This is a genomic window from Shewanella hafniensis, from assembly GCF_019655335.1.
Classification (GTDB): domain Bacteria; phylum Pseudomonadota; class Gammaproteobacteria; order Enterobacterales; family Shewanellaceae; genus Shewanella; species Shewanella hafniensis.
This window is the reverse complement of the sequence record NZ_BPFD01000006.1, coordinates 26785-50358: the sequence shown is the minus strand read 5'-3', so window position 1 is coordinate 50358 and position 23574 is coordinate 26785. Positions and strand designations below refer to the sequence as shown.

The following is a 23574-nucleotide window of genomic DNA, read 5'->3' as shown; positions in this document are numbered from 1 at the left end:
ACGATTGAAGGATTAAAGTTGTGGGGCAATCGTCTTCTTTAACCAATCAGTCAACATTTTGGTTTCGTAGATAAAAGGTTTATCGGTTAAAGATTTAATTCCATCCATAAAGCCCATATCCGACAGTTTTTCATCACCCGCAATAATCACTTTGTCGTTTTCTAACACTTGATAGGAAAAAGTTATACGCGGTGGATAAATGTCTTTAATAATCCGCAAATCATTAGCGGTCGCACCAAAGGTTGGGCGCATATCACCCGCCAGATCAACATCGGTAATGGTCATTTCAAGCTTTTGATTTGGTTTTAAAATCTTCGCGGCTTCTTTGTTAATATTTTCTGTTAACGTCTCAAATAAGCGCTTCTCATAGCGGGATTGGATTTCCCCGGATGATTTAATATCGCGAAAATCCTTAGGACTTTGCCAAACAATTTTAACCACGCCATCTTCGGTGACGGGATTCACAGGCGCTTCGTCGGCTGCCCAAGCCGCACTGCAACTTAATACACCTGCGAGTAAAAGGGACTTAATTTTCATATTTGCCTCCAAGGCCTAGATAACTTTCTGGAAACCACAGTACAAAATCTAACCTGAACTAGAGCTTAACGCAAAACTGATATAAGTACAGCTAACGCAGTGTAAGCTTTTGTATAAATGAGTAAATTTTATAGTTCAACCACAATTGACACGTATCTTTTTGTATCGAGACTGCACTAAGTAAGTGCATAGTTATCAATTTGTGAACATTTTACGCGCATAACCACAAAAAAAACGTTATCCTTCCGCTATTGTTTACATGGCTCACTTAATAAAAATGAAATTCCCCGTTGTACCTGTGTTCATTCTTATCCTGTTTACCTGCGTAGTTAGTGCGATTTGGTTTATCTCCCCGAGTGATAAAAATACCGGCCCTAAAACATGGTCAGCCTTTATCTATAACCATGGCTATGACTCGGGGAAGTATAAAAAAACCGATAACTTTGACAGCTATGAGACCTGCCGCGATTTTGCACGCGAACAATCAGCCTTCTACGACGATGTACCTTGGGAATGTGGTTCTATGTGCCAGTTCGATACTCGCAAGCAAGGGTTTCAATGCAAAGAAATGAAAAATGAGCGCTAACTAACCGTTCAGCATAGGTTCAATATTTATACAATAAGCTAAGCCCCTCAAAGCACAACTCGTTTTCTTTACCGTCTAAGGATGCACGATTTAGAACTGACGTGTTAAACGTAATTTTTAATTTGGAGCTTACCTATGAACCTAAAAACAGTTAACTTATCAAAATCTTACTCACATAAAATCGCTTTATTGGCCCTACTAACATTCGGAACTAGCATTAGTCTTTCAAGCCATGCGGCGCCATTGACCGTGAGTCAACAACAGGCGGTTAACGCTCATTTTAGCAAATTGGCTCAGGCGCAATATGCGGCTGAAACCCAAATGACTGAGCAGCTTAAGCAAGATTTTTCTCAGCAATTAACCGCACAGGAACATGAGTTTATGAATGATATCTGCCCTAAATACGGCATGACATTCGATGTGACAACCAATGCCTGTTTACGCTCATAAGCGATTGCAAGATTAAAATGGAAAACGGGCGCTGAGCTCAGGGTATTGCAGCTTTAAATCCTTGGGCTTAGTACTAAATTTTTTCCCCGCGGGCGTCGCCTTGCCCGATGGCATAAAGGGCAGTTCCTCACCGGTTCTATCTTCGTATAATTGCCCTGCAATAAGATCGTATTCATCCACAAAGGGATAAGCATAGGCATCTCGCTCTGGCCAAGCGACTAAACGCGCTAAAGTGTCAGGCTGATTAACCACACCATCGTAGATTTCTTTGCCGAGTGAAATCAAAAAACACCTGAATTCGGCAAAGGCATATTCAGAATCACAGCCCGTAATAATGTAAGCCGCGCCCCAAACCGACCACAAATAGCTCCGGCGCATCTGCTGACCAAAGATTTTATCGAAGGCTTTTAACTCTTCATGACTCAGTTCGGCGAGTTTCTGCTTCAGTGCTTGAGCCAAAGACTCCTGTGATTGCGCCGCTTCCGTACGCGTGACTAAACTCCAAAACTCAACTTCTGTCATAAACTTCACCTAATAGAATAAGCCTTTCGCAAAAGGCTTATTCTACACGATATTAAGGTTATGCTGGACTCGGATTAGGGCATTTCCTACACTTGCTCATCTTCTTCGCTACCTGTCTACATATCCATCTATGCCTAAACGTCTTATGCTACTGATCTCTTTATATTGCCTCTTCAGCATTGCCGCACTTTTACGGGCTGTGACAACGCAATCCTTTGATGTATTCACCCTAGGCGTCATCCCCGTGCTCGTTGGCATAATGATGCGCACGCCGTGGTCGAGCTTAGTATTGAAGATTTATATTGGCATGCAAACCTTAGGATTTTCAGCCCTAGGCATGACAGCGATTATTGCCTACCGTATTACACCTGAAGATGTAAAAGTGGTTGTTTCTGGCCACAATATTCCTATGTTGCCGCTGACAATAAGCATTATTGTCATTTTACTCTTGCAGTATTGGATCGCATTTTCTAAGGTCACGAGTCATTATTTGACCCGTCAAACACGGTAATGGACATTTGTTGCTAAGCTGTTACTAATAGCGTAGCTTAGCGACCCAATAAAATACTTGCGACTCTTAACTTGAAGTAGACTATGAGCCATTTATCGCCCAGTGAACTATCCATTCTTTTGGTAGAACCTTCAGATATCCAGCGTCGAATAATTATTCAACGCTTACAACAAGAAGGCATTCTCAGCATTCAAACCGCAGAAAATATCGAAGCGGCTAAAGCTATTATTGTTCGCCACAAACCCGATCTTATCGCCAGCGCCATGCATTTTGATGATGGCACCGCCATTGATCTTTTGGGTTACCTAAGGGCTAGCGCGGACTGCAAAGATATTCAATTTATGCTGGTCTCGAGTGAGTGTCGCCGTGAGCAACTTGAGATATTCCGCCAATCGGGTGTGGTCGCTATCCTGCCTAAGCCCTTCAGTGCAGACCATTTAGCCACAGCCTTAAATGCCACTATCGATCTGCTCAGCCACGATGAACTCGACCTCAGTAACTTCGATGTGCAAGATGTGCGCGTATTAGTGGTCGATGATAGCCGTATGGCAAGAAATGTCATTAAACGCACTATCGGTAACTTAGGGATGAAACTGATTACCGAGGCCGAGGATGGTGCACAGGCCATAGCGTTGATGAAAAACAATATGTTCGACTTAGTCATCACTGACTACAATATGCCCAGCGTAGATGGTCTTGCGCTGACTCAATATATTCGCAGCGAAAGCCAGCAATCGCACATTCCCATCTTGATGGTATCTTCCGAAGCCAACGATACCCACCTCAGCAATGTGTCCCAAGCGGGGGTGAATGCCTTATGCGACAAGCCCTTTGAACCCAAATTGGTTAAAAAATTACTCTATCAACTGTTAGAAGAATAAAACCAGAATAAAACTTAAGTCACGAACTGAGTAAATATTCTGCACTTTACTGAACATCCTGCTGCACGCTAGACGCAAAAGGCTTTCCAAGTGTTAGACCTTATGGCATGTTAGGCACGCTTATTTCAAATAAATCTACGGAAAGAAGAGACAATAAAAATGAACAAAACTGAACTTATCGCCAAAATTGCAGAAAATGCCGATCTAACGAAAGTAGAAGCCGCACGCGCATTGAAGTCTTTTGAAGCAGCCATTACCGAATCAATGAAAAATGGTGACAAAATCTCCATCGTAGGCTTCGGTTCGTTTGAAACTGCGACTCGTGCTGCTCGCACTGGCCGTAACCCACAAACGGGTAAAGAAATTCAAATCGCTGAAGCGACTGTGCCTAAGTTTAAAGCGGGTAAAACCCTACGCGACAGCGTAAACTAAGTTATAAAATTCAATACAACGCCTCCATTGTGAGGCGTTTTTTTTGCCCAATTCGAGTGAAATACTGAATATTTTTTGCACAACAAGAGTGCGCCTCTGCCCCATAAGCTGGCAAATAAAAACATTTCATTAACACTTGATATTCTAATGTATTGTTTTATATATGATTGTAATAGTGGCATGTGATTAGCAAATCCCTTCTTAGAAAAAAACCAAGATGCACTAATGACCACTGCTTACTTAAGTGCGCCAATGGTGAATCGATAAATAAGTCAATCGAGGGGATGAGCATGAAGAAATCACTGTATAGCGTTTTGGCCTTATCGACGGGAATGTTACTGGCTGGCAATGCCTTTGCAGCCGTTTCAGGCAACATTGGTGGTACCTCTAATTACCTATGGCGCGGTGCGACCCAAACTAACGATGTGGTCGCAATCCAAGGTGGGATTGACTACAGCCATGATTCTGGATTTTATGCCGGCACTTGGGCATCAAATGTGGATTTTGGTGACGATACGAGCTACGAGCTAGATCTCTACGCGGGTTATGGTGGCAATATTACCGAAGACATCAGTTACGACTTTGGCTACCTCTACTACGCCTACCCAGACGCTCCTGGCAGCATTGATTTTGGTGAACTCCATGCTGCAGTGACTTGGAAGTGGCTTGAACTGGGTTACTCCCATGTCATCAATGCCGGTGACGATGTCGCCACCGATCCGTTAGATAATAAAGATCTCAGCTATCTTGCCGCGACTGTCTCTGTGCCTCTCACTGAAAAACTTAGCTTATCAGTGCACTATGGCTACTCAAGCGGTGATGTTGTGCAATCTTGGTTTGGCGAAGATAACTATGCCGACTATAACGTCACACTCAGTGCAGATACCAGCATGGGCACAGTGTCGTTCATGGTTTCTGATACCGATCTCACCGATGATGATGCCAAACTGGTACTCGGATATTCCTACAGCTTTGATCTCTAAGATCTAACATTTAGGATCTTACGTCTAAGCTCTAAGCATAAAAAAACGCCACCTTAAAAAGTGGCGTCATTTTATCACCATCACCTATTAGGCAATAATTGACCGGTTTGTTTTACGGGCCGCAACCATTTTCTCGATATATTCAACAATAGGCTCAGTCACTGAAATCCCTGTGGTTTGTTCAATCCCTTCAATGCCTGGCGCCGAATTCACCTCAAGGATCAAAGGACCACGATTAGAGCGTAAAATATCCACCCCAGCGACCACCAATCCCATCGCTTTCACCGCCGCAATCGCCATTTTACGTTCCACTGCAGTGATTTTAACCACCTCACCACAGCCACCCAAATGCAGATTAGAGCGAAAATCCCCCTCGGGTCCTTGGCGCTTCATAGAGGCGATGACCTTGTCACCGACAACAAAACAACGAATATCACTGCCATTGGATTCTTTAATGTATTCCTGCACTAAGATATTCGCTTTCAGCCCCAAGAATGCTTCTATCACGCTCTCAGCAGCCGTTTTCGTCTCAGCTAATACCACGCCAATCCCTTGAGTACCTTCGAGTAACTTAATGACTAACGGAGCGCCGCCCACCATATTGATGAGGTCGGGGATATCATTTGGCTTATTGGCAAAGCCTGTCACAGGCATACCAATCCCTTTGCGGGAGAGTAATTGCAGCGCCCGTAATTTGTCCCGAGAACGCGCAATGGAGATCGAATCATTCGCGGCATACACGCCCATCATTTCAAACTGACGTACAACGGCACAACCATAAAAAGTCACGCTAGCATGAATACGCGGAATGATGGCATCAAAGCCAACTAATTCAGTACCTTCATAATGAATGCTAGGTTTAATAGAATTAATATTCATGTAGCAATTCAGCGTATTGATCACGACCGCTTCATGTCCACGACTTTGGCAAGCCGCGACTAAGCGTTGTGTCGAATACAACTGGGGGAATTGGGATAAAATACCTATTTTCATTGCTGAGTGACCAACTTAAGCATGAGTGAATAAACCGTTCTGCGGCACCAAAAGCACAGCGACAGAAAAAGGGGCTGATATTTGTCTATTGCTCAGTGTAAAGCAAGAAAATATTCCTCACCAGACGAAATCATTATGCTAATGAAATACTTCAAGACCTATCACACTCGGAACTCGGTTTAAGTTAACAGCGGCAGAATATACTTAGCCTCAAACTCCGTTGCATCTAAGGGACGAGAAAACAAATAACCTTGTAAAACCGTGCAATGGCGCGCAGTACAAAACTCTGCTTGCTCAACGGTTTCTACTCCCTCCGCCACAGAAATAACATTAAACCCATGGGCGAAGTTAAGTAATGCAGCGAGCAAACGAGTGTCTTTATCATCCTTATCATAGGAAGCGACAAAGCTTTTATCGATTTTCAGCACGCTAATGGGAAACAATTTGATATGTTCTAAGGACGAAAAACCCGTCCCAAAATCATCAAGGGCAAAACACACCCCTAACTTGGCGATTCTATCGAGCATTTTGGCATGTTCATGGGGATCTTCAATAAGGCAATTTTCAGTAATTTCAAGCTCTAATGCTACAGCAGGAAGTCCTGTCTTAGTCAGCGTATTCGCTATTTTATCAAACAGGTTCTCATTGCCAATTTGCGATGCAGACAGGTTAACGGCAATGGTGAATTCTCTCCCTGTCGGCTGTAATTGGGTTAGCCAAACCTGAGCCTGAGTACAAGCTTGTTCAAGCACCCAATCATCAATGTCCTCCATTAATCCAATTTCTTCGGCTATGGGTAAAAATTGATCTGGGGCGATAATGCCATCTACAGGATGCAGCCAACGGACGAGGGCTTCCATCCCCACCAGCTGATGGGTTTTCGCATTAACCTGTGCTTGATAATGGACCTTAAACTCATTTCTTTTTAATGCCATACGCAAACTTGATTCGATATGATTACGGTAGCGCACCTCTTTATCTAAAGCTTCTGAGTAAAACTGAATCTGGTTTCGGCCCATTTTTTTAGCGCGATACATGGCGATATCGGCACATTTCATCAGATCAGAACTATTCGAAGCCGCTTCATTATAAAAAGCCACGCCGATACTGGCACCAATAAGTACATCGTTATCACCGAGACAAAACACGTCCTCAAAGACTTTTAGCAGTCGATTGGCCACTATCATGGGGAAATATTTATAATCGTTATCCGTCACCAGTACGACAAATTCGTCCCCGCCTAAGCGGGCAATAATATCGCCATCGCGCAGCACTTCACTTAATCTGGCCGCCACTTGAACTAACAGCACATCACCAGTTTGGTGGCCTAAAGTGTCATTGATCGCTTTAAAATCATCGAGATCGAGTAAGATAACGGCTAAATAATCGTGGCAACGTTTCGCCCTTGCGATCGCTCGATTCAGACACAGTTCAAAGCCATAACGATTAACCAACTTAGTGAGCGAGTCGTGCTCGGCCAGCTCTTTGAGTTTTTGATGACTATTACGTAACGCCAATGCCATTGAAGATCTTTGTTTTGCGTAGCGAATCGCACGGGTTAGTATCCGCGAGTTGACCTCATCTTTAAGCAAGAAGTCCTGTGCCCCTAGTTCAATACAGCGCTGGGCCAGTTTCTCATCTTCATAGCGACTCAGCATTACGACCACAGTCTGGTCTTGCGTCATGGCATTGAGCTTAATCAACACTTCTAACCCATTGGCATCTGGCAATAAATAATCCAATAGAATGCCATCGAAATGGCGTTCTAAAGCAAGATTTAACCCATCAAATGCACAATTTGCTTCGATCACATTAAACGTCAATTTTGACTGTCTAAGTGCTCGGATAATTGCCGTTCTATCGACTTCATCATCATCGATCAGTAGTAAATCCATATACTCACCTTATGCGGATGGGAGCTCGACTATTCGCCAGTAACCTTCAAGCATGTTAAAAATATTGTTAAAACCGTCTTTTATGTCAGTTTTAACCATGTAGCCAGCCACATGATGACTATAGGCCTTCATTCTATCTTCATCGGTACTCGACGTCGTGAGCATAAAAACGACAGATGATGAGAGAGATGGGTCTGAACGTATTTGCTCAAGAAACTCAAAGCCATTCATTCTTGGCATATTAAGGTCGAGTAAAATTAGATACGGGCCTTTAATTGTGTCTAAGCTGGTGAGAATTGCGAGTGCCTCAATGCCATCCCGTGCGCGCACTAAAGGATTGAGTAACCTAAGCTGTCTCATCGCCCGCTGCACGGCCATGTAATCCACATCATCGTCATCAACTAATAAAATAGTGACCTGTTGATATTGATCTGCTGCTCTCATAAAAGCTCCTTTTTCACTATGTGCTTAGGCCAAGTAAAGTAAAAACAACAGCCTCTACCCTGCGATTTGAGTTGAATATTACCGCCTAAACTTTCAACTGTTTTCTTCACAAGTGATAAACCTAAACCACTGCCTTCGACTTCATCTCTAGGTTTAAGTGTTTGAAACATTTCGAAGACTTTATTCTGATAGGCACTCGAAATACCTGGCCCATCATCCAACACACTGAATAGATAATGTTTACTTGTACTCTCACATAAAACGGTAATGACACCTGTACCTAAGTCATGGTGCTTAATGGCATTACTGATTAAATTTCGTATCACTAATTCCAACAAGGCGCGTACGGTATGGAAGTTCGGAAACTCCCCTTTGAGGACTAATTCGAACCCCTGAGGTGGCGCAACGAGCGCAAACATATCTTCAACCAATTGCCGACTGTTGACCTCAGTGGTTTCAGTATCGACACGGCCAATACGGGAGAACATCAATAGCCCATCGAGCAATAACACCATGCGGTGAATACGGCTTTGGATCAGCCCGAGATATTTATGCACATTTTCATTGGTGTTATCGGATAAATCTTCTGTTAGCCAAGAGGTTAACTGCTCGATACCCCGTAACGGGGATTTCAAATCATGGGAAGCGATATAGGCAAAACGGTCGAGTTCTTGATTGATGCGCTCAAGCTCTTGCATGTGTTCTGCACGCTGAACTTCAATGCGCTTACGTTCAGACACATTGTTAATTGTCGCAAGAATGAAAATACCATTACTGAAATGAATGGGCGTCAAACCCACTTCTATTGCGAGTAAGCTGCCATCCTTGCAACAGCCAAATAAGTCATCGCGCATCGACATATTCTTCGCAATCGGCTGCACTAAATAATGATTCATGTGCTGCTGATGCGCATCTCTCAGCACGTCTGGCAATAACATATTGATAGAGCGGCCGAGTAACTCATCTCTGGCATAACCAAATAAGCGTTCGGCATGGGTGTTTACCAATGTAATAATTCCAACCTTATCCACCATAAATAGTGCGCTTGGAGAGGCTTCAATGACGAGTCTAAAGCGTTTTTCATTCGCGATGAGCTCGGAGGTAAGTAATGACTCTTTATATCGATTGCGCGCCATGATTAGCACTGAATAAAACAGCGCCAAAATAAAAGCGCTACCGATAAATTGTAGCCAGATACCCTGGGTTTCTTCTGATCTTGAAATAAAACGCGATTGTGACGAAATGTCTAAGCGCCACTGCTGGCCGCCTATCAAGTCAGTCTGTGACTGATAAAACACATCTTTTTGATTTGGCAGTACTTTACTGCTAGTGAACATTAAACTGTCGGCATTTGCCTGCGGGTTTTCATAAATAGCAAGTTTCAAACCTGAGAATCGATCTCCCATAATCCCTTGCATGAGGTCGTCCATCCTAAACGCCGCATATACGAGTCCAATCGCCTGTTGTTTCCGTTCAACCTCCGTTGCCACCGTTCCTTGATAAATGGGTAAATACATCAAGAAACCCGCTTGAGCATCTTCGGGCGTATCTTGAACTAAGGCCACCTTGCCTGAGATAGTTGGCTGGCCAGTGCTAATGGCGTGATCTATGGCCTTACGCCGATTAGCCTCGGAACACATGTCATAACCCAAGGCTCTTTGATTGCGCCAATCAAAAGGCTCTAAATACAAGATCACGCAATACTGATCACGTACGCCTTCTGGGTATACTTTATAATCTTTAAAGCCTTCGGCCTGAACGTGTTGGACATGGTTATCTAATGTGTCAGGCTTAAGTAGCTGAGCATAGCCAAAGCCTTGAAAACCTGGGTAATACTCAGATAAATGCGCATTGACAACATAGGTTTGCCACTCCTTTCGGGTCACATTACTCGAGGATAATAACAAGCCAACACCACCGCGTAAGACTTGCTCATAGGCAAGCATTCTGCGATTCACCGCTTCGGTTAACTCTTGCACACTGTTTTCGAAACGCTCTTCACCCCTATCTCTAAGATATTGCTCCAGCACATACCAGGAAATGCCCATGAAAAGTAAAGCAGCGATAATCATCAGCCAGCTAGAGCTCAGCACGCTAAAATAGATATTATTTGATGGGCTATGCAGTTTAGAAAACTCATCCTTGTCCATTTGAGCCAATTCCCTAGCAAACTATCAGCAATAAACACAGTTACAAGTGTTGTTGTAAATATGTCTAAATTCAAGTTTATCCTACTATTTAACTCGGAATTAACCCGAATATATCGATGACACTGTTGTGCTCTCAATCACAAAATAAGCAAGAACTGAATTAATCAAATATCCAATTGTAGCTTCAGGCTTAAGCCAAACAGCGGCAAGCTGAATCATCCGGCACACGGGAAGAATTTTTCACCCTGACTCACAAAATTATTTGCTTTTCTACCCTACTCTTTTTAGTTAGAAAGTCGTTAGGAACAACAAAAGGAATTCGTTATGGCTCATATTACTGAAGTCGTGCCCAACGATACTGAACTTGAGGCAATGACCACACCGAGAAACAGCAAAGCTGCCGAGGCAATGCAACATAGACGTGAAGTCAAAAAGCGTTTAGAAGACTACCTCGAACGGGCGGAGTTAAAGCGTGCATTAGGAGATGACGATTTTTTCTAGCCTATTTGATCTCAGTATCTAGTGGGCAAAATTAGGGGTGATGCTGCGTTAAATCGCAGATTGTTCATCTAGAACTCATACAGTTCGTGTCCACTCAGACCTAATATCTCACCCAGCCCTCAGTGCTGGGTGTGACCTTGTTTAGCCCTCTTAATCACCACCTTCAAAGCTACATCATCCTTGTCACTTTTTACCGCTTTTATAGGCTTGCGTTTTAATCAGCAACCATTCGGCCTTAGCACCTAAATAAACGTAAGCACCTAATCCCACGAGTAAACCAACTACGGCTAACATCATCCAAATCGCGGGTTCAATATATTGTTTCTCACCGAGTGACGCCTTGAACATAGTCAATAACGCCTCAATGGAAATGGCAATAAGGATGGTAGACACAAACCGTGTAATGGTTCGCCGCGTTGAGCTGTGGCGAAAGATATCCTTATGCATTAGCACTTCTTCTTCGAGAATGGTTTTCCCGAGATCAAAAATCGCTAAAGCTAACGTCATAAAAATAATGATCCCAAAAGGTTGCAGCGGATCTTGGCCAATTCGCTCGACCGTAAAGAGTCCGTAAATATCCCGCAATGCGGTCCAGAGCAATACAGTAACCAACACAAACAACCCTGCCACTATCACGCCATAAACCGCTTTAAATGCTGGCGTTACGCGCCGCCGTGCACTGTCGCCCATCATAAATTCAATCAAACGGGTCAAGTCCACATCCACCACTAAATAACCCAGTTTTTGCTCCTGTTGATAAATCGCTAAAGAGGCGGAAAGGCATAAATTACCACTGGCATTGGATAAATAGGGACGTGTAATGTTGACGCCATCGGACTCATCACGATTAATGAAATAGGGGCGTTGGCTGCGATCACGATTGCCACCTAACGGAATTAACTCAATTTGGTGGTCTACCACGGCGATATTCTGACTTATCTGCAAGCCTTGGCTATCGAGTAAATACATCAGCTCGACAAAGGGATAGCTCTTCGCGATTCCTTTCATCGCTTTGACATCGACCTTAGGTTGTTTAAATAACTCGGCGTCGGCAATCCCAGTTAAAATCGATTCCATCAGTTCATGCACTGTGGCTTCGTATTCGTGATACCGCTCGATCACACTCAAATAACTCATCGCTGCCATGTTTAACTCCAATCAACCGATTTCTAAGTACAGAACAAAGCAGCTTTAATGCCATATCAATAAAACAATATGAAACAGATAGTTACTAATTTATATCCAATACACACAGCGCTAAAATAGTCACAGGTGCACCAAAATGATTCACAAAACCGATAACAGTTAATTTATGTAATCGGTATATTTCCTCAGCTAGTCTGCGAATCAATATGAATAAATAAGGTTTAAGGCTATCATTAGCCACATCTCTCTCGCTGAAATTACCTGCAGGATATACGGGAATGTCTGAGTCGTTAGCCCAATATCAACAAGATCTACGCCGTTTTTCCGATGAATTAATTCGCATCCAAACGCCAATAAAAATCTTAGATGCCATCAAATGGCCGCGGGAAATGGAGGAGCGTTTTCTCTCAAATAAGGGCACTGTACTACCGGCTATCAAGCAAGAGTTCTATCAAAACATTGCCTTACCTTTTGACCCAGTCAAAACCCAAGCAGAACTCGCCTCCCTCAAACAGGATATCCATAGACGTTTAGGTAAACGGGATAAACTCGGCAAGATATTAGTGGCCAACGTCGATCAATATCGCCGTGTAGTTGATATGTTAGGAAATAGAGGTACGCCAACCTTCGGTAAATTAAGCCAAGAATTATACGGTAGTGCTAGCCATAAACTGCATGGCGATCGCCATACGCTGCGCCAGTTAGGCGATAAGCTCAGCTACATTTTCTCGCTGCCTGCGGCGAGACACATGAATAAACATCATCCTAAGATTATTAGCGCACCTGAAGCGGTCCACGTGCTTAGTCAACGTTTAGAAAAGTACTTCCATAGCGATGATATGCGCGTGCGCCTCAGTGACGGTATCGTTTCTGACGCTGCTGTGGGTGGCGATACCGTTAAGCTCAATAGCAGAGCCATGTTTAGCGAATCCGATCTCAATGTATACGAAGTTCACGAAGGTTGGGTACATGTCGGCACTACGCTTAATGGCCGAGCCCAACCCCACGCCACTTGGCTCAGTGTCGGTTCGCCGCGGGTAGCCGCGACTCAAGAGGGTTTAGCTGTTTTACTGGAAATGCTAACCCTCAGTTCAAATCCAGGGCGAGCTCGACGCATCAGCGACCGTGTCGCCGCGGTCGACATGGCGGAAAATGGCGCCGACTTTATTGAAGTATTCAATTATTTTAGAGGATTAAACCTGAGCGCGACCGACAGTTACCGCGTCACCCAAAGGGTTTTCCGTGGAGGTATGGTGGAAGGCGGCAGCTTCTTCACTAAGGATATTTCCTACGTGCGCGGTTATGTGGAAAACATTAACTTTATCCGCAGCGCTATCACCTCGGGCCTTCCCGAACTTATCCCTATGTTGTTCCTCGGTAAATTGGCGATCGAAGATATCCCAGTGTTATACCAAGCTTGCCAAGAGGGCATACTGACGACACCGAAATATTTACCGCCCATGTTCGATAACTTTAGCGGTCTTTATGCTTGGTTTGGCTTCGCCTCAGGCTTAGCAGGAATCGATTTGAAAGGCGTACAACGTCACTTCACACGCCTGTTTAAAGATGTGCCTAACGTCGCTCCAGCCTTTGAGTTACTCGATGATACTGAGTTCGACAACAACTCAGATTAATACGGCAATATTATTGATTTAAATAAAAAAGCTCACAATCATGTGAGCTTCTTTTATTCTAACGTGACTCAACTTTATTCTTCAGATTAAGATTGGGCTTTTGCTGCTTCATCGGCACGCTTTTTAATGAAGTATTCCCGCGTTAAACCAAAGACCACAGGGCTTAACAATGCCAAGGCGATTAAGTTAGGAATAGCCATCATGGCGTTTAAGGTATCTGCCAATAACCAGATAAAATCTAATGAGCTAACAGCACCTAAGGGGACGGCTATGGTCCATAGCAACCGAAAAGGTTTTACCGCCTTGATACCAAAGAGATATTGCACACATTTTTCGCTGTAAAAACTCCAGCCAATAATGGTGGTAAAGGCAAAGATAGACAAGGCGATGGCGACGATATAATTACCCAGAGGCAAAGCATGGGAGAAAGCGTATGACGTCAGCGCAGCGCCATTCTCACCTGAGGTCCAAGAGCCTGAAACCACAATGGCCAACCCTGTAATCGAGCAGACCACGATCGTATCGATAAAGGTGCCGAGCATAGCCACTAGCCCCTGCGCCACAGGATTATTGGTTTGTGCCGCAGCATGGGCTATCGGCGCACTACCTAAACCCGCTTCGTTGGAGAATACGCCGCGCGCCACACCAAAACGAATCGCCGCCCACACAGCTGCGCCCGCGAAACCGCCTTGGGCTGCGACAGGATTAAAAGCACTGTGAATAATGAGGGCAAACGCCGCTGGCACATCTTGAATATGCACCACCAATACACCAAGGCCAGCAGTGATATAAAAAATCGTCATAAATGGCACTAACTTACCGGCAACTTCAGCGATTCGCTTAATGCCGCCCATCAATACTGCACCTACAAGCAGCATCATTATCACGCCAGAAATCCAAGCTGGAACGCCGAAGTTACTGCTTAATGCTGCGGCGACTGAGTTGGCTTGTACTGTGTTACCAATACCAAAACCAGCGAGTGATCCAAAAATCGCAAACAATGTGCCCAACCAAGCCCACTTCTTGCCGAGACCATTTTTAATGTAATACATAGGGCCACCGACATGGTTGCCATTGTCGTCGACTTCGCGGAATTTCACCGCCAGCACGGCCTCAGAATACTTAGTCGCCATACCCACTAATGCGGTGCACCACATCCAAAATAACGCGCCAGGGCCACCGACAAAAATCGCCGTCGCCACACCTGCAATATTACCCGTACCAATGGTGGCTGAAAGGGAAGTCATCAGCGCATTAAACGGGCTCACATCTCCTTTCACATTTTTATCTTTGTCGGGAATACGGCCAGACCAGAGTAACTTAAAGCCTGTGCCTAATTTCAGAATGGGCATTAATCTCAGCCCGAGGGAAAGAAACAAACCAACGCCTAAGATCATCACCAACATAGGTGTGCCCCAGACAAAGCCATTAATCAGGCCAACAAACTCCGTAATCGCTTCCATTCAAACCTCGTGATTGCTTGTTATTGTTATAGTTTGACTGACTATATCGGATTAGGACTTGGCCTAACGTATACGACATATCAAGGAGCCAATCTAACAGTTGCACCTCAGATTACAACGAATAGTTAACAATTGGAAATCTAAATCATCTGCGAATTTATCTGGAATCGATTAGTACACTGAGTCGTTGCCGAGCGGTGAGGTATTGATTTGCAACACAAATAAAAACTCCCCGCAATGATGATGCAGGGAGTCTATCGAGCAGTACGCGGCTGTGTAGAATAGTTAACTTAAGCTGGTTTCCACACTAACTGTGGCAGCGCGGTTAAATCTAACCTGTCGCCGTGGGTCGCTATCGCAGTGGCTTGAGGTTTAGTCTTAGGGTCTTGGTTAATCACATCGACCAATCCATGCTGCGCGTCGGGTTCACCGTGGACTAAAATCAGCGGCGGTTGGCCTTCAAAATGGCGATACCAACGCAATAATTCAGCTTGATCTGCATGGGCAGAAAGCCCGCCCACTGTGTGTAACTTAGCCGCAACTTTAATGCTATTGCCATGGATAGTAAGCTCCTCAACACCGTCGACCAAGGCGCGCCCCGGTGTGCCAAGGGCTTGATAACCACAGATAATCACATCGCATTCAGGCCGCCATAGATTATGCTCTAAATGGCTACGAATGCGCCCACCGTTACACATGCCGCTACCCGCGATAATGATCAATCCCTTATGCACTTCATTCAGCGCTATCGACTCTTCGGTCGTCTGGATAAATTCGACATTCGACAACAGCGGATGCTGCCCAGGATGTTGGCGGGTAAAACGTTTAAAATCCTCATCCATCAGCGGATAATTATTGACGTAGACGCGAGTCGCCTCAATTGCCATGGGGCTATCTAGACAGATTTTCCAGCGACCGAGATCCCATTCTTTAGCATATAAATGAAAGAGATATAATAACTCCTGCGCCCGTCCAACCGAGAAAGCGGGCAGCAAGATATTGCCTTGGCTCTCGTTGACTGTCTTAGCAAAAATATCCTTCAACTCGGCAAGGGTATCGGTCCAACTGCGGTGAAAACGGTTACCGTAGGTGCTTTCCATTAACACTAAATCCGCCGTATCCACTAAGGTCGGATTACGTAAAATCGGCATACCCGCACGACCAAGATCGCCACTGAAGACGACTTTCTTCTGGGATTTGCCTTCACCTAACCACAGCTCGACTAAGGCAGAACCTAAAATATGTCCCGCATCTGAGAGGCAAATATCCACATGGGGAATAACCCGAGTGACTTGACCGTATTCCAGCGGCACAAATTGGGTGATGGCCTGTTCGGCATCTTCAACGGTGAACAGTGGCTCTAAAGGGTCAAGATCATGTTTAGCGCGCTTTTTATTGACCCTTTCGGTGTCGCGGGTCTGTAGCATAGCGGCATCTTTAAGCATGATGGCGCACAGTTCTGCCGTGGCTTTATGGGTATAGATAGGCCCATCAAAACCCGCTTTGACTAAGAGAGGTAAACGCCCTGAATGGTCGATATGGGCATGGCTGAGCACAACAGCGGAAATAGACTCAGGGTCGAAGGCGAAGGGCTCATGATTACGCAATTCATCCGCTTTACCACCTTGGATCAAACCACAATCGAGTAATAAGTGTTCATGATCGACCGAGAGTAAATGACATGAGCCGGTCACTTCCTCTGTCGCCCCTAAAAACTGCAGTGTCATTCGCATGGTGTCCCTCCAACGTTTTAACCTTGTATAAAGCTAGACTATGCCCTTATTCCTAAAACAAAAAGCAATAATTAGTCGCATGCGAGCAATGTCAACTTTCGCCGTAACACTCAAGCATCAATAACCTAGTAGCGGGTACAACTCACCTTGGCGCACGGTTTTATCGGCATTGATTAGAGTGCCATCACGCTGCCATTGAGCGAGCTGAGCTTGAATGATAGGTAGTGCTTCTTTTGCCGTCATCCCCGCCCTAATCTGGTTACTGTAGAGCAATTTCAGCAAAATATAATCGAGCCCAGTGAGTAAGTCCTGCGGGGTTTTATCATTAAAGATGGAGGGGAATACTTTTTCAGAATCATTGGGTAACCCCAGCACTTGGGTGATTTCCTCGACCACACAAGCCACTAACTTACCGTGCATTTTTGCCTGATCAACGGGAATAATCACCCATGCGCGGTCAATTTCACTGTTAGCGTTCAGGGCAAACTTGGCCATACACACTGAGCCATGGACATTCTTCGCCGAACTTGGCCCCATTAAGCGGGTAACTTCACTCTCCCATTGGGATTGACGAGTAAACACTAAGTGCAGATTCGCATCCAATAGCGTATCCACCAGCTGAATATCATGATCCGTAATCTCGGCTAAGTGCGCTAAGTGCATCTGTACTAATTGGGTGTGCAGCGCCCTGTCGCCCACTTGATGCTCAATAAACACTCGCACCGGAATGCGCCACTTACGCACACGATGCTTATCTTTATCGTATTCATTTTTAAGAGCGACTTCGCTAAAAGCTTGGGTGATATAGGCTGAGTTTTTCCAATCTACTGCGGGACCTAACGCCGGAGCTAATGCCGGAGTTAACGCAGATTGCATTGGCGCAGCGTAAAGCGGACAAGCAGTAGCAAAGAATAAACCTAAGATAAAACACCCACTGCATCCTAAACGCCGCAGACGCGCAAGTAACATAAACCCGTTGCAGTAATCTGTTGATACCTTACACCACGTTTGCATTGGCACTTATTCCGCGACTTGCCGAGGTAACTTAATCGAAATCATAGCAGTAATGCCGATAAAAGCGGTCGAAATCCACAAACAGGTAGCTAAACCATAGGCTTGATACACTAAACCAGACAGCACAGTGCCGACCAAACGCCCCATAGCATTGGCCATATAGTAGAAACCCACATCCAGCGATACCGCCTCTTCACTGGCGTAACTTACAATCAAGTAACTGTGCAGCGACGAGTTCACTGCAAACAGGGCACCAAATAACATTAAACCCAACAACAAACTGGCTTCAGGGTAAAAACTAAACTGTATCGCGCTGGCAATGAGCGCTGGTACAAAGGCTAGCAAACTGGCCCAAATTAACGCGCTGCGACCATCGGGTACAGCACCGACTGCTAAGCTTTGGTGTTCATGATTCCCTGTGATCTTAGGTGCCAAGGTTTGCACTATGCCATAGCCAATAACCCACACAGCTAAAAAGCCGCCCACCGCCCAATGATCCCAGCCAAATTTACTCGCCAGATACACAGGCAGCGCCACCACAAACCACACATCTCTGGCGGCAAACAGGAATAGTCGTGCCGCCGAGAGAATGTTCACACTGCGACTCTTAGAGAAAATCTCCGTAAATTTAGGCTTATTCTTGGCTTTACCTAAATCCTTTTTCAGCATCACTAAACTGAGTAACCATACGAGTCCAAGCATGCTCGCCATAGTGGCGATCGCCAGCTCAAACCCTAGTAACGCAAGCAAGGCGCCGCCGAGGAAAAATCCCGCGCCCTTGAGGGCATTTTTAGAACCCGTTAATAAGGCAACCCACTTATAAAGCTTGCCCCGCTCGCCTTTTGGCACTAGCAGTTTGATCGCGCTTTTGGCGCTCATCTTATTGAGATCTTTAGCAACTCCAGATAACGCCTGCGCCGCCATCACCCAAGGCACGCCGGCGAGCCACAAAGGTAAACTCGCCGCCGGCACTAATAACATGGCTAAGGCAAACACTTGCATCCCAAGACCCACGTTCATGGTGCGATTTAACCCTAAACGCGCACCAAGATAGCCGCCCAGTAGATTGGTCACTACGCCAAAAATCTCGTAGAACAAAAACAGCATAGCGATCGCTAGCGGACTGTAGCCAAGGTCGTGAAAATGCAGCACCACTAACATCCGCAGTGCGCCGTCGGTTAAGGTAAAACTCCAATAATTGAAAGTGATCAGCAAATATTGCCGCACAGCAGCGGGCAATTGCATTAGTTGATCAAAGTGCTTGGCGGCAGACATTAAGCTCTCCTAGCGGGGCAAATCAAGCTGGCCGACTAAGCGGGCGAGCTCAGCCGTACGGTTAGCGTAGCCCCATTCATTGTCGTACCACACATAGAGTTTAAGTTGAGTGCCATTCACCACCATGGTCGAGAGCGCATCAACAATGCTCGATCGCGGATCGGTTTTGTAATCCACCGACACCAGCGGCCGCTCTTCATAGCCTAAAATCCCCTTAAGCTCACCCTCGGCGGCGGTTTTAAGTAGCGCATTCACTTCCGCTTCGGTAACGGCGCGCTCAAGCTCGAATACACAATCCGTCAGCGAGGCATTAGCCAGTGGTACCCGCACGGCATGACCATTAAGTTTACCCTTAAGCTCTGGGAATATATGAGTAATTGCTGTCGCGCTGCCAGTGGTGGTTGGGATTAAACTCAAACCACAGGCGCGGGCGCGGCGTAAATCTTTATGCGGCGCATCGAGAATGGTTTGGGTGTTAGTAATATCGTGGATAGTCGTCATAGAACCATGCCTAATGCCGATCTGCTCGTGGATCACTTTCACCACAGGCGCAAGACAATTAGTGGTGCAAGAGGCTGCTGTGACGATTGGGTGAATGGCTGGGTCATATAACTGATGGTTCACGCCCATCACCACATTTAACACGCCCTCTTCTTTCACGGGAGCAGTGACAACCACCCGCTTAACACATTGATCTAAATAGGCTTGTAATAAGGCTTTGGTTTTCATCACCCCAGAGGCTTCAATCACTACATCGCATCCCGACCAATCGGTCTCGGCAATGGCTTTATTGCGCGTGGTGCGAATAGTTTTATCTTGGATCTGGATCGCATCGGCATTCGCCGTCACGGGATAACGCCAACGGCCATGGACAGAATCAAACTCGAGTAAATGTGCCAATGTATGGGCGTCGCCTGCGGGATCGTTGATCTGCACAAACTCCACCTCATCCCAGTCCCATGCCGCGCGCAGTGCTAAACGCCCCATACGGCCAAAGCCATTAATGCCGATTTTGATTGCCATGATGATATTCCAATATGTTGATTTTAAAATTTATTTTTTTAATTTTTAATATGTTATGAATAAGACGGACTTTTTACTTAAGTGATAACATCGCCATTGCCAACCCTAGTGGATGACAATGGCGCATCTTGTTAACGACGATTATTGCTAGGCCACAAGCAAGTCTTGCTCAACGATAATGGCGGCTAATTTACTCCCTTAGCCATCCTTCAATTTCATCTCGGGTCGGTACTGAGCCGCTGTGGATTAACTCACCATCGATCACGACCGCAGGCGTTTTCATCACTTTAAATTTCAACAGGGTTTGCGGATCTGTGTCCTTTTTCACAATCGCATCCACGCCCATTTCTTCTGATATGTCCGCAATCATCTCGGCAGTTTTACTACATTTAGCGCAACCACTACCTAATACTTTGACTTGTTTCATGTTATTTCCTTAAAGATACGGTGCTGCAAAATTTAAAATCCAACCTACTAACGTAAATGCCGTCAATAGCACAACCAACAGCAACGCCAAAAGGCGCCACTGCATCACTTGTTTCAGTAAAATAAATTCGGGGAAACTGGCAGCCACTGTGCTCATACAAAACGCCAGCGTAGTGCCAATAGGCAGGCCGTTCGCCAGCAAACTTTCCATCACAGGAATAATGCCCGTCGCGTTCGAATACAGGGGAATGCCGACTAATACGGCCGCAGGCACAGACCACCATTGACCTTGGCCTAAATGGGTTTCAACCCAACCCTCAGGCACAAAACCGTGCAAGGCAGCGCCAAGACCCACGCCGATAATGACCCACTTCCAGACTCGGCCAAAAATCTCAACCGCCTCAGCTTTGGCAAATTGATGCCGTTCAGAAAAAGATAAGACCCGCGCAGCGGTAGAAACGGTATCAGATACCGCCATTTGGCGCCCACGGACGAGAGCTTCGGCGGCGAAGGATTGCAACCAACGTTCGGCCTTAATCGCATCTAACAATAATCCGCCGAGCACACCCACTGTCATGCCCACAACCACATATAGCAAGGTAAATTTCCAGCCGAGTAAACTGATTAGCAGCAGCACGGCGACCTCGTTGATCAAAGGAGAAGTGATCAAAAAGGCCATAGTGATCCCAAGGGGGATCCCGGCCGAGGTAAAACCTAAAAAGACAGGGATACTCGAGCAAGAACAAAAAGGCGTGATGGCACCAAAAATCGATCCCAGCAGATAACCCAAGCCCTTATTCTTACCCGCTAAATAATCGCGGACTCGCTCAACATCTAAGGACGCCCGCAGCAAGGCGATGAGATAAATCATCACCACCAGCAATACAAAAATTTTACTGACATCTTCAACAAAAAAATGCACAGCGCCGCCCAAGGCCGAACCCGCCTCTAAGCCAAACACGCCGTACACTAGCCAAGTCGCCAAATCAGTAAATATTTGGAACATATTGATCCCTAAAGCGCTATTAACTTACATCATACGATGACTTAGATTAAAACCAGTGCCGCGTGCAATTCGCAAAATACACCAGCGACAACATCACAGGCACCTCAACTAATACTCCAACCACAGTCGCGAGAGCTGCTCCCGAGTGCAGACCAAATAATGAAATGGCCACTGCCACCGCCAACTCAAAAAAGTTTGAAGAACCTATCATGCTCGCAGGTGCGGCAATCGCATGGGTTAGTTTCAGTTTTAAGGCCAACCAATAGGTTAAAATAAAAATGCCATAACTTTGAATAATCAAAGGAATAGCGATTAACAGTATGTTCTGTGGCTGGGAGATAATGGTTTCAGCCTGAAAACCAAATAACAACACAACAGTGGCTAATAAACCGATCACAGACCAAGGTTTAAGCTTTGTCAGCAACTGCGGCACAGCACTCACATCATGGCGAGCTTCAAGGCGTTTTCGAGTCGCGACACCGGCAATCAAAGGCAGTAACACATAGAGGACCACGGAAAGTAACAGGGTTTCCCATGGCACTTGAATATCGCTCACACCGAGTAATAATGCTGAGAGTGGCGCAAATAAAAACACCATAATGATATCGTTTACAGAGACTTGCACTAAGGTGTAGTTCGGGTCACCTTTCGTCAGTTGACTCCACACAAACACCATTGCAGTACAAGGCGCCACACCGAGCAATATCATTCCCGCGATATATTCACTGGCAGTTTGTGGATCAACCCAGTCGGCAAATAGCAACTTGAAAAATAACCAGCCTAACAATGCCATAGTAAAAGGTTTGACTAACCAGTTGATGATGAGTGTTAACACCAGTCCTTTCGGTGCCTTACCGACATTTTTCACTGCGGAAAAATCAATTTGCACCATCATGGGATAAATCATGATCCAGATAAACAGGGCTATCACTAAGTTAACATGAGCAAATTCTAGCGCGGCAACGGCCGCAAATACGCTAGGTGCAACATTCCCAAATACAACTCCAGCAAGAATACTCAGCCCTACCCAAACACTTAAATAACGCTCAAAAATTCCCATATAAACCTCTTAATCTACTAGCGGGTGGGCTAGTACAATTTGCTGTAATGCTGCCGATAAAATCCTAGGTTCAGCCTTTAAATCAACACGAAGCAAAGCACTTATCCGGCCCTCTAACAATCTGATTATTTTTAAAAATGCCGCCTGTTGGCGTTCAGCGACCTGCTGACTAGGATCAGATAATCCCCAATGCAATTTCGGTGTATTCCCTAGCCATAGAGGGCAAGTTTCGCCCGCCGCACTATCGCAAACTGTGATAACCAAATCAGGCGAGAAATCCGCTAGCGCATCCCAACTTTTACTATTAAGCCCTGCTGTTGAATAACCCTGTTGTTGTAGTTGTTTTAGGGTCATAGGATGGATGTTGCCCGAAGGAGCGCTGCCAGCACTCATGAAGGTCATTGGCAAATCGAATGCCAATTGCCGAGCAATAGCCTCCGCCAAAATGCTTCGACAAGCCTTATGTGTGCATAAAAAAAGCACTTTAAAATGAGAAGTTAAACCATCATGCTCTATCACTGTCATTACGGACTCCAATGCAGTAGGTTTCAAAATTTATACTAGCAACACGCTTTTGCACGCTCAGGCCGACCGCCCATTTGACAGAGATTACGCAAGTTATCCTGCAAAAAGATGTCGTTATCATCACAGGTTCGGGTCAGTACCTGCCGGCACCAAGGCGCAAGTTCAGCATTAATTTGATAAAACACCCATTGGCCTTGGCGCCTATCGACCAACAAGCCAGCCTTTTTCAACTGAGCTAAGTGGCGCGAGACCTTAGGCTGACTCTCAGACAGTGAAGCCATCAGCTCACACACACATAATTCACCTTCACGCTGGATTAGCAGTAGGCATTTAAGCCGAGTCTCATCGGCAAGGGCCTTAAAAAAGGCGACAGGTTGCATGAAA

The 23574-nt window shown here is 45.5% G+C and carries 25 protein-coding genes; 8 read left to right on the top strand and 17 right to left on the bottom strand.

The window, feature by feature from the left end:
- Window positions 1-12: 12 nt before the first annotated feature.
- Window positions 13-537 carry a DUF3016 domain-containing protein gene (locus K5Q99_RS03380; RefSeq protein ID WP_006084240.1) on the bottom strand — a complete coding sequence of 175 codons (525 nt, stop codon included), beginning with the start codon at window positions 535-537 and terminating at the stop codon, window positions 13-15.
- Window positions 538-814: 277 nt separating this feature from the next.
- On the opposite strand from K5Q99_RS03380, the gene K5Q99_RS03375 reads away from it, so the two are divergent.
- Window positions 815-1123 (top strand): hypothetical protein, encoded by a 309-nt coding sequence (locus K5Q99_RS03375; RefSeq protein ID WP_012090285.1) that lies wholly within the window; start codon window positions 815-817, stop codon window positions 1121-1123.
- 135 nt (window positions 1124-1258) lie between these two features.
- Window positions 1259-1573 (top strand): hypothetical protein, encoded by a 315-nt coding sequence (locus K5Q99_RS03370; RefSeq protein ID WP_220776051.1) that lies wholly within the window; start codon window positions 1259-1261, stop codon window positions 1571-1573.
- Between the two features lie 12 nt (window positions 1574-1585).
- Here the strand turns inward: K5Q99_RS03370 and K5Q99_RS03365 are convergent, their stop codons facing one another.
- The gene (locus K5Q99_RS03365; protein WP_220776050.1) at window positions 1586-2095 is read right to left on the bottom strand and encodes a DUF4240 domain-containing protein; all 510 of its coding nucleotides are present in this window, start codon (window positions 2093-2095) and stop codon (window positions 1586-1588) included.
- A 130-nt stretch (window positions 2096-2225) separates the two neighbouring features.
- Here K5Q99_RS03365 and K5Q99_RS03360 point away from each other — a divergent pair, with 130 nt between their 5' ends.
- The 4 genes from K5Q99_RS03360 (at window position 2226) to K5Q99_RS03345 (ending at window position 4902) form a co-directional block, all read left to right on the top strand.
- Window positions 2226-2606, top strand: a complete 381-nt coding sequence (locus tag K5Q99_RS03360; protein ID WP_106648235.1) for a hypothetical protein — start codon at window positions 2226-2228, stop codon at window positions 2604-2606.
- An 83-nt stretch (window positions 2607-2689) separates the two neighbouring features.
- Entirely contained in the window at window positions 2690-3487 is a 798-nt protein-coding gene (locus K5Q99_RS03355; protein WP_220776049.1) for a response regulator, read from the top strand.
- A 159-nt stretch (window positions 3488-3646) separates the two neighbouring features.
- Window positions 3647-3919 carry an HU family DNA-binding protein gene (locus K5Q99_RS03350; protein WP_006079990.1) on the top strand — a complete coding sequence of 91 codons (273 nt, stop codon included), beginning with the start codon at window positions 3647-3649 and terminating at the stop codon, window positions 3917-3919.
- A 290-nt stretch (window positions 3920-4209) separates the two neighbouring features.
- A complete protein-coding gene (locus K5Q99_RS03345) occupies window positions 4210-4902 on the top strand; it encodes a TorF family putative porin (protein ID WP_220776048.1) in 693 nt (230 codons plus the stop codon).
- 87 nt (window positions 4903-4989) lie between these two features.
- On the opposite strand, the gene rimK is transcribed toward K5Q99_RS03345, so the two are convergent.
- The 4 genes from rimK to K5Q99_RS03325 form a co-directional block, all read right to left on the bottom strand.
- Window positions 4990-5895 (bottom strand): 30S ribosomal protein S6--L-glutamate ligase, encoded by a 906-nt coding sequence (gene rimK, locus K5Q99_RS03340; protein ID WP_220776047.1) that lies wholly within the window; start codon window positions 5893-5895, stop codon window positions 4990-4992.
- 179 nt (window positions 5896-6074) lie between these two features.
- Entirely contained in the window at window positions 6075-7790 is a 1716-nt protein-coding gene (locus K5Q99_RS03335; protein WP_220776046.1) for a putative bifunctional diguanylate cyclase/phosphodiesterase, read from the bottom strand.
- Between the two features lie 9 nt (window positions 7791-7799).
- Window positions 7800-8234: a response regulator gene (locus K5Q99_RS03330; protein WP_106648239.1), complete on the bottom strand. Its 435-nt coding sequence runs from the start codon at window positions 8232-8234 to the stop codon at window positions 7800-7802.
- Window positions 8231-10384: a CHASE domain-containing sensor histidine kinase gene (locus tag K5Q99_RS03325; protein WP_220776045.1), complete on the bottom strand. Its 2154-nt coding sequence runs from the start codon at window positions 10382-10384 to the stop codon at window positions 8231-8233. Before K5Q99_RS03325 ends, K5Q99_RS03330 begins: the two co-directional genes overlap by 4 nt.
- A 324-nt stretch (window positions 10385-10708) precedes the next feature.
- Between K5Q99_RS03325 and K5Q99_RS03320 the strand changes: the two genes are divergently transcribed.
- On the top strand, window positions 10709-10885 hold the full coding sequence (locus tag K5Q99_RS03320; protein WP_006079984.1) for a PA3496 family putative envelope integrity protein: 177 nt from the start codon (window positions 10709-10711) through the stop codon (window positions 10883-10885).
- A 183-nt stretch (window positions 10886-11068) separates the two neighbouring features.
- Here the strand turns inward: K5Q99_RS03320 and K5Q99_RS03315 are convergent, their stop codons facing one another.
- Window positions 11069-12031, bottom strand: coding sequence for a PDC sensor domain-containing protein (locus tag K5Q99_RS03315; protein WP_006084247.1), 963 nt, complete (start codon window positions 12029-12031; stop codon window positions 11069-11071).
- A 278-nt stretch (window positions 12032-12309) separates the two neighbouring features.
- Here K5Q99_RS03315 and K5Q99_RS03310 point away from each other — a divergent pair, with 278 nt between their 5' ends.
- Window positions 12310-13665 carry a flavohemoglobin expression-modulating QEGLA motif protein gene (locus tag K5Q99_RS03310; protein ID WP_220776044.1) on the top strand — a complete coding sequence of 452 codons (1356 nt, stop codon included), beginning with the start codon at window positions 12310-12312 and terminating at the stop codon, window positions 13663-13665.
- An 86-nt stretch (window positions 13666-13751) separates the two neighbouring features.
- Here the strand turns inward: K5Q99_RS03310 and K5Q99_RS03305 are convergent, their stop codons facing one another.
- The 10 genes from K5Q99_RS03305 to K5Q99_RS03260 form a co-directional block, all read right to left on the bottom strand.
- Window positions 13752-15128: an alanine/glycine:cation symporter family protein gene (locus tag K5Q99_RS03305; protein ID WP_106648242.1), complete on the bottom strand. Its 1377-nt coding sequence runs from the start codon at window positions 15126-15128 to the stop codon at window positions 13752-13754.
- A gap of 290 nt (window positions 15129-15418) precedes the next feature.
- Window positions 15419-16861, bottom strand: a complete 1443-nt coding sequence (locus K5Q99_RS03300) for an MBL fold metallo-hydrolase RNA specificity domain-containing protein (RefSeq protein WP_220776043.1) — start codon at window positions 16859-16861, stop codon at window positions 15419-15421.
- Between the two features lie 117 nt (window positions 16862-16978).
- Window positions 16979-17875 carry a DUF2927 domain-containing protein gene (locus tag K5Q99_RS03295; protein WP_246604376.1) on the bottom strand — a complete coding sequence of 299 codons (897 nt, stop codon included), beginning with the start codon at window positions 17873-17875 and terminating at the stop codon, window positions 16979-16981.
- 6 nt (window positions 17876-17881) lie between these two features.
- Window positions 17882-19150 carry an organoarsenical effux MFS transporter ArsJ gene (gene arsJ, locus K5Q99_RS03290; RefSeq protein WP_220776042.1) on the bottom strand — a complete coding sequence of 423 codons (1269 nt, stop codon included), beginning with the start codon at window positions 19148-19150 and terminating at the stop codon, window positions 17882-17884.
- A 9-nt stretch (window positions 19151-19159) separates the two neighbouring features.
- Window positions 19160-20173 carry an ArsJ-associated glyceraldehyde-3-phosphate dehydrogenase gene (locus K5Q99_RS03285; protein ID WP_220776041.1) on the bottom strand — a complete coding sequence of 338 codons (1014 nt, stop codon included), beginning with the start codon at window positions 20171-20173 and terminating at the stop codon, window positions 19160-19162.
- 190 nt (window positions 20174-20363) lie between these two features.
- The gene (locus K5Q99_RS03280) at window positions 20364-20600 is read right to left on the bottom strand and encodes a thioredoxin family protein (RefSeq protein WP_106648247.1); all 237 of its coding nucleotides are present in this window, start codon (window positions 20598-20600) and stop codon (window positions 20364-20366) included.
- 9 nt (window positions 20601-20609) lie between these two features.
- A complete protein-coding gene (locus tag K5Q99_RS03275) occupies window positions 20610-21605 on the bottom strand; it encodes a permease (RefSeq protein WP_220776040.1) in 996 nt (331 codons plus the stop codon).
- 46 nt (window positions 21606-21651) lie between these two features.
- The gene (gene arsB, locus K5Q99_RS03270; RefSeq protein WP_220776039.1) at window positions 21652-22665 is read right to left on the bottom strand and encodes an ACR3 family arsenite efflux transporter; all 1014 of its coding nucleotides are present in this window, start codon (window positions 22663-22665) and stop codon (window positions 21652-21654) included.
- A gap of 9 nt (window positions 22666-22674) precedes the next feature.
- Window positions 22675-23184, bottom strand: coding sequence for an arsenate reductase ArsC (locus tag K5Q99_RS03265; RefSeq protein WP_246604374.1), 510 nt, complete (start codon window positions 23182-23184; stop codon window positions 22675-22677).
- A 41-nt stretch (window positions 23185-23225) separates the two neighbouring features.
- Window positions 23226-23570, bottom strand: a complete 345-nt coding sequence (locus K5Q99_RS03260; RefSeq protein WP_220776037.1) for a metalloregulator ArsR/SmtB family transcription factor — start codon at window positions 23568-23570, stop codon at window positions 23226-23228.
- Between the last annotated feature and the right edge of the window lie 4 nt (window positions 23571-23574).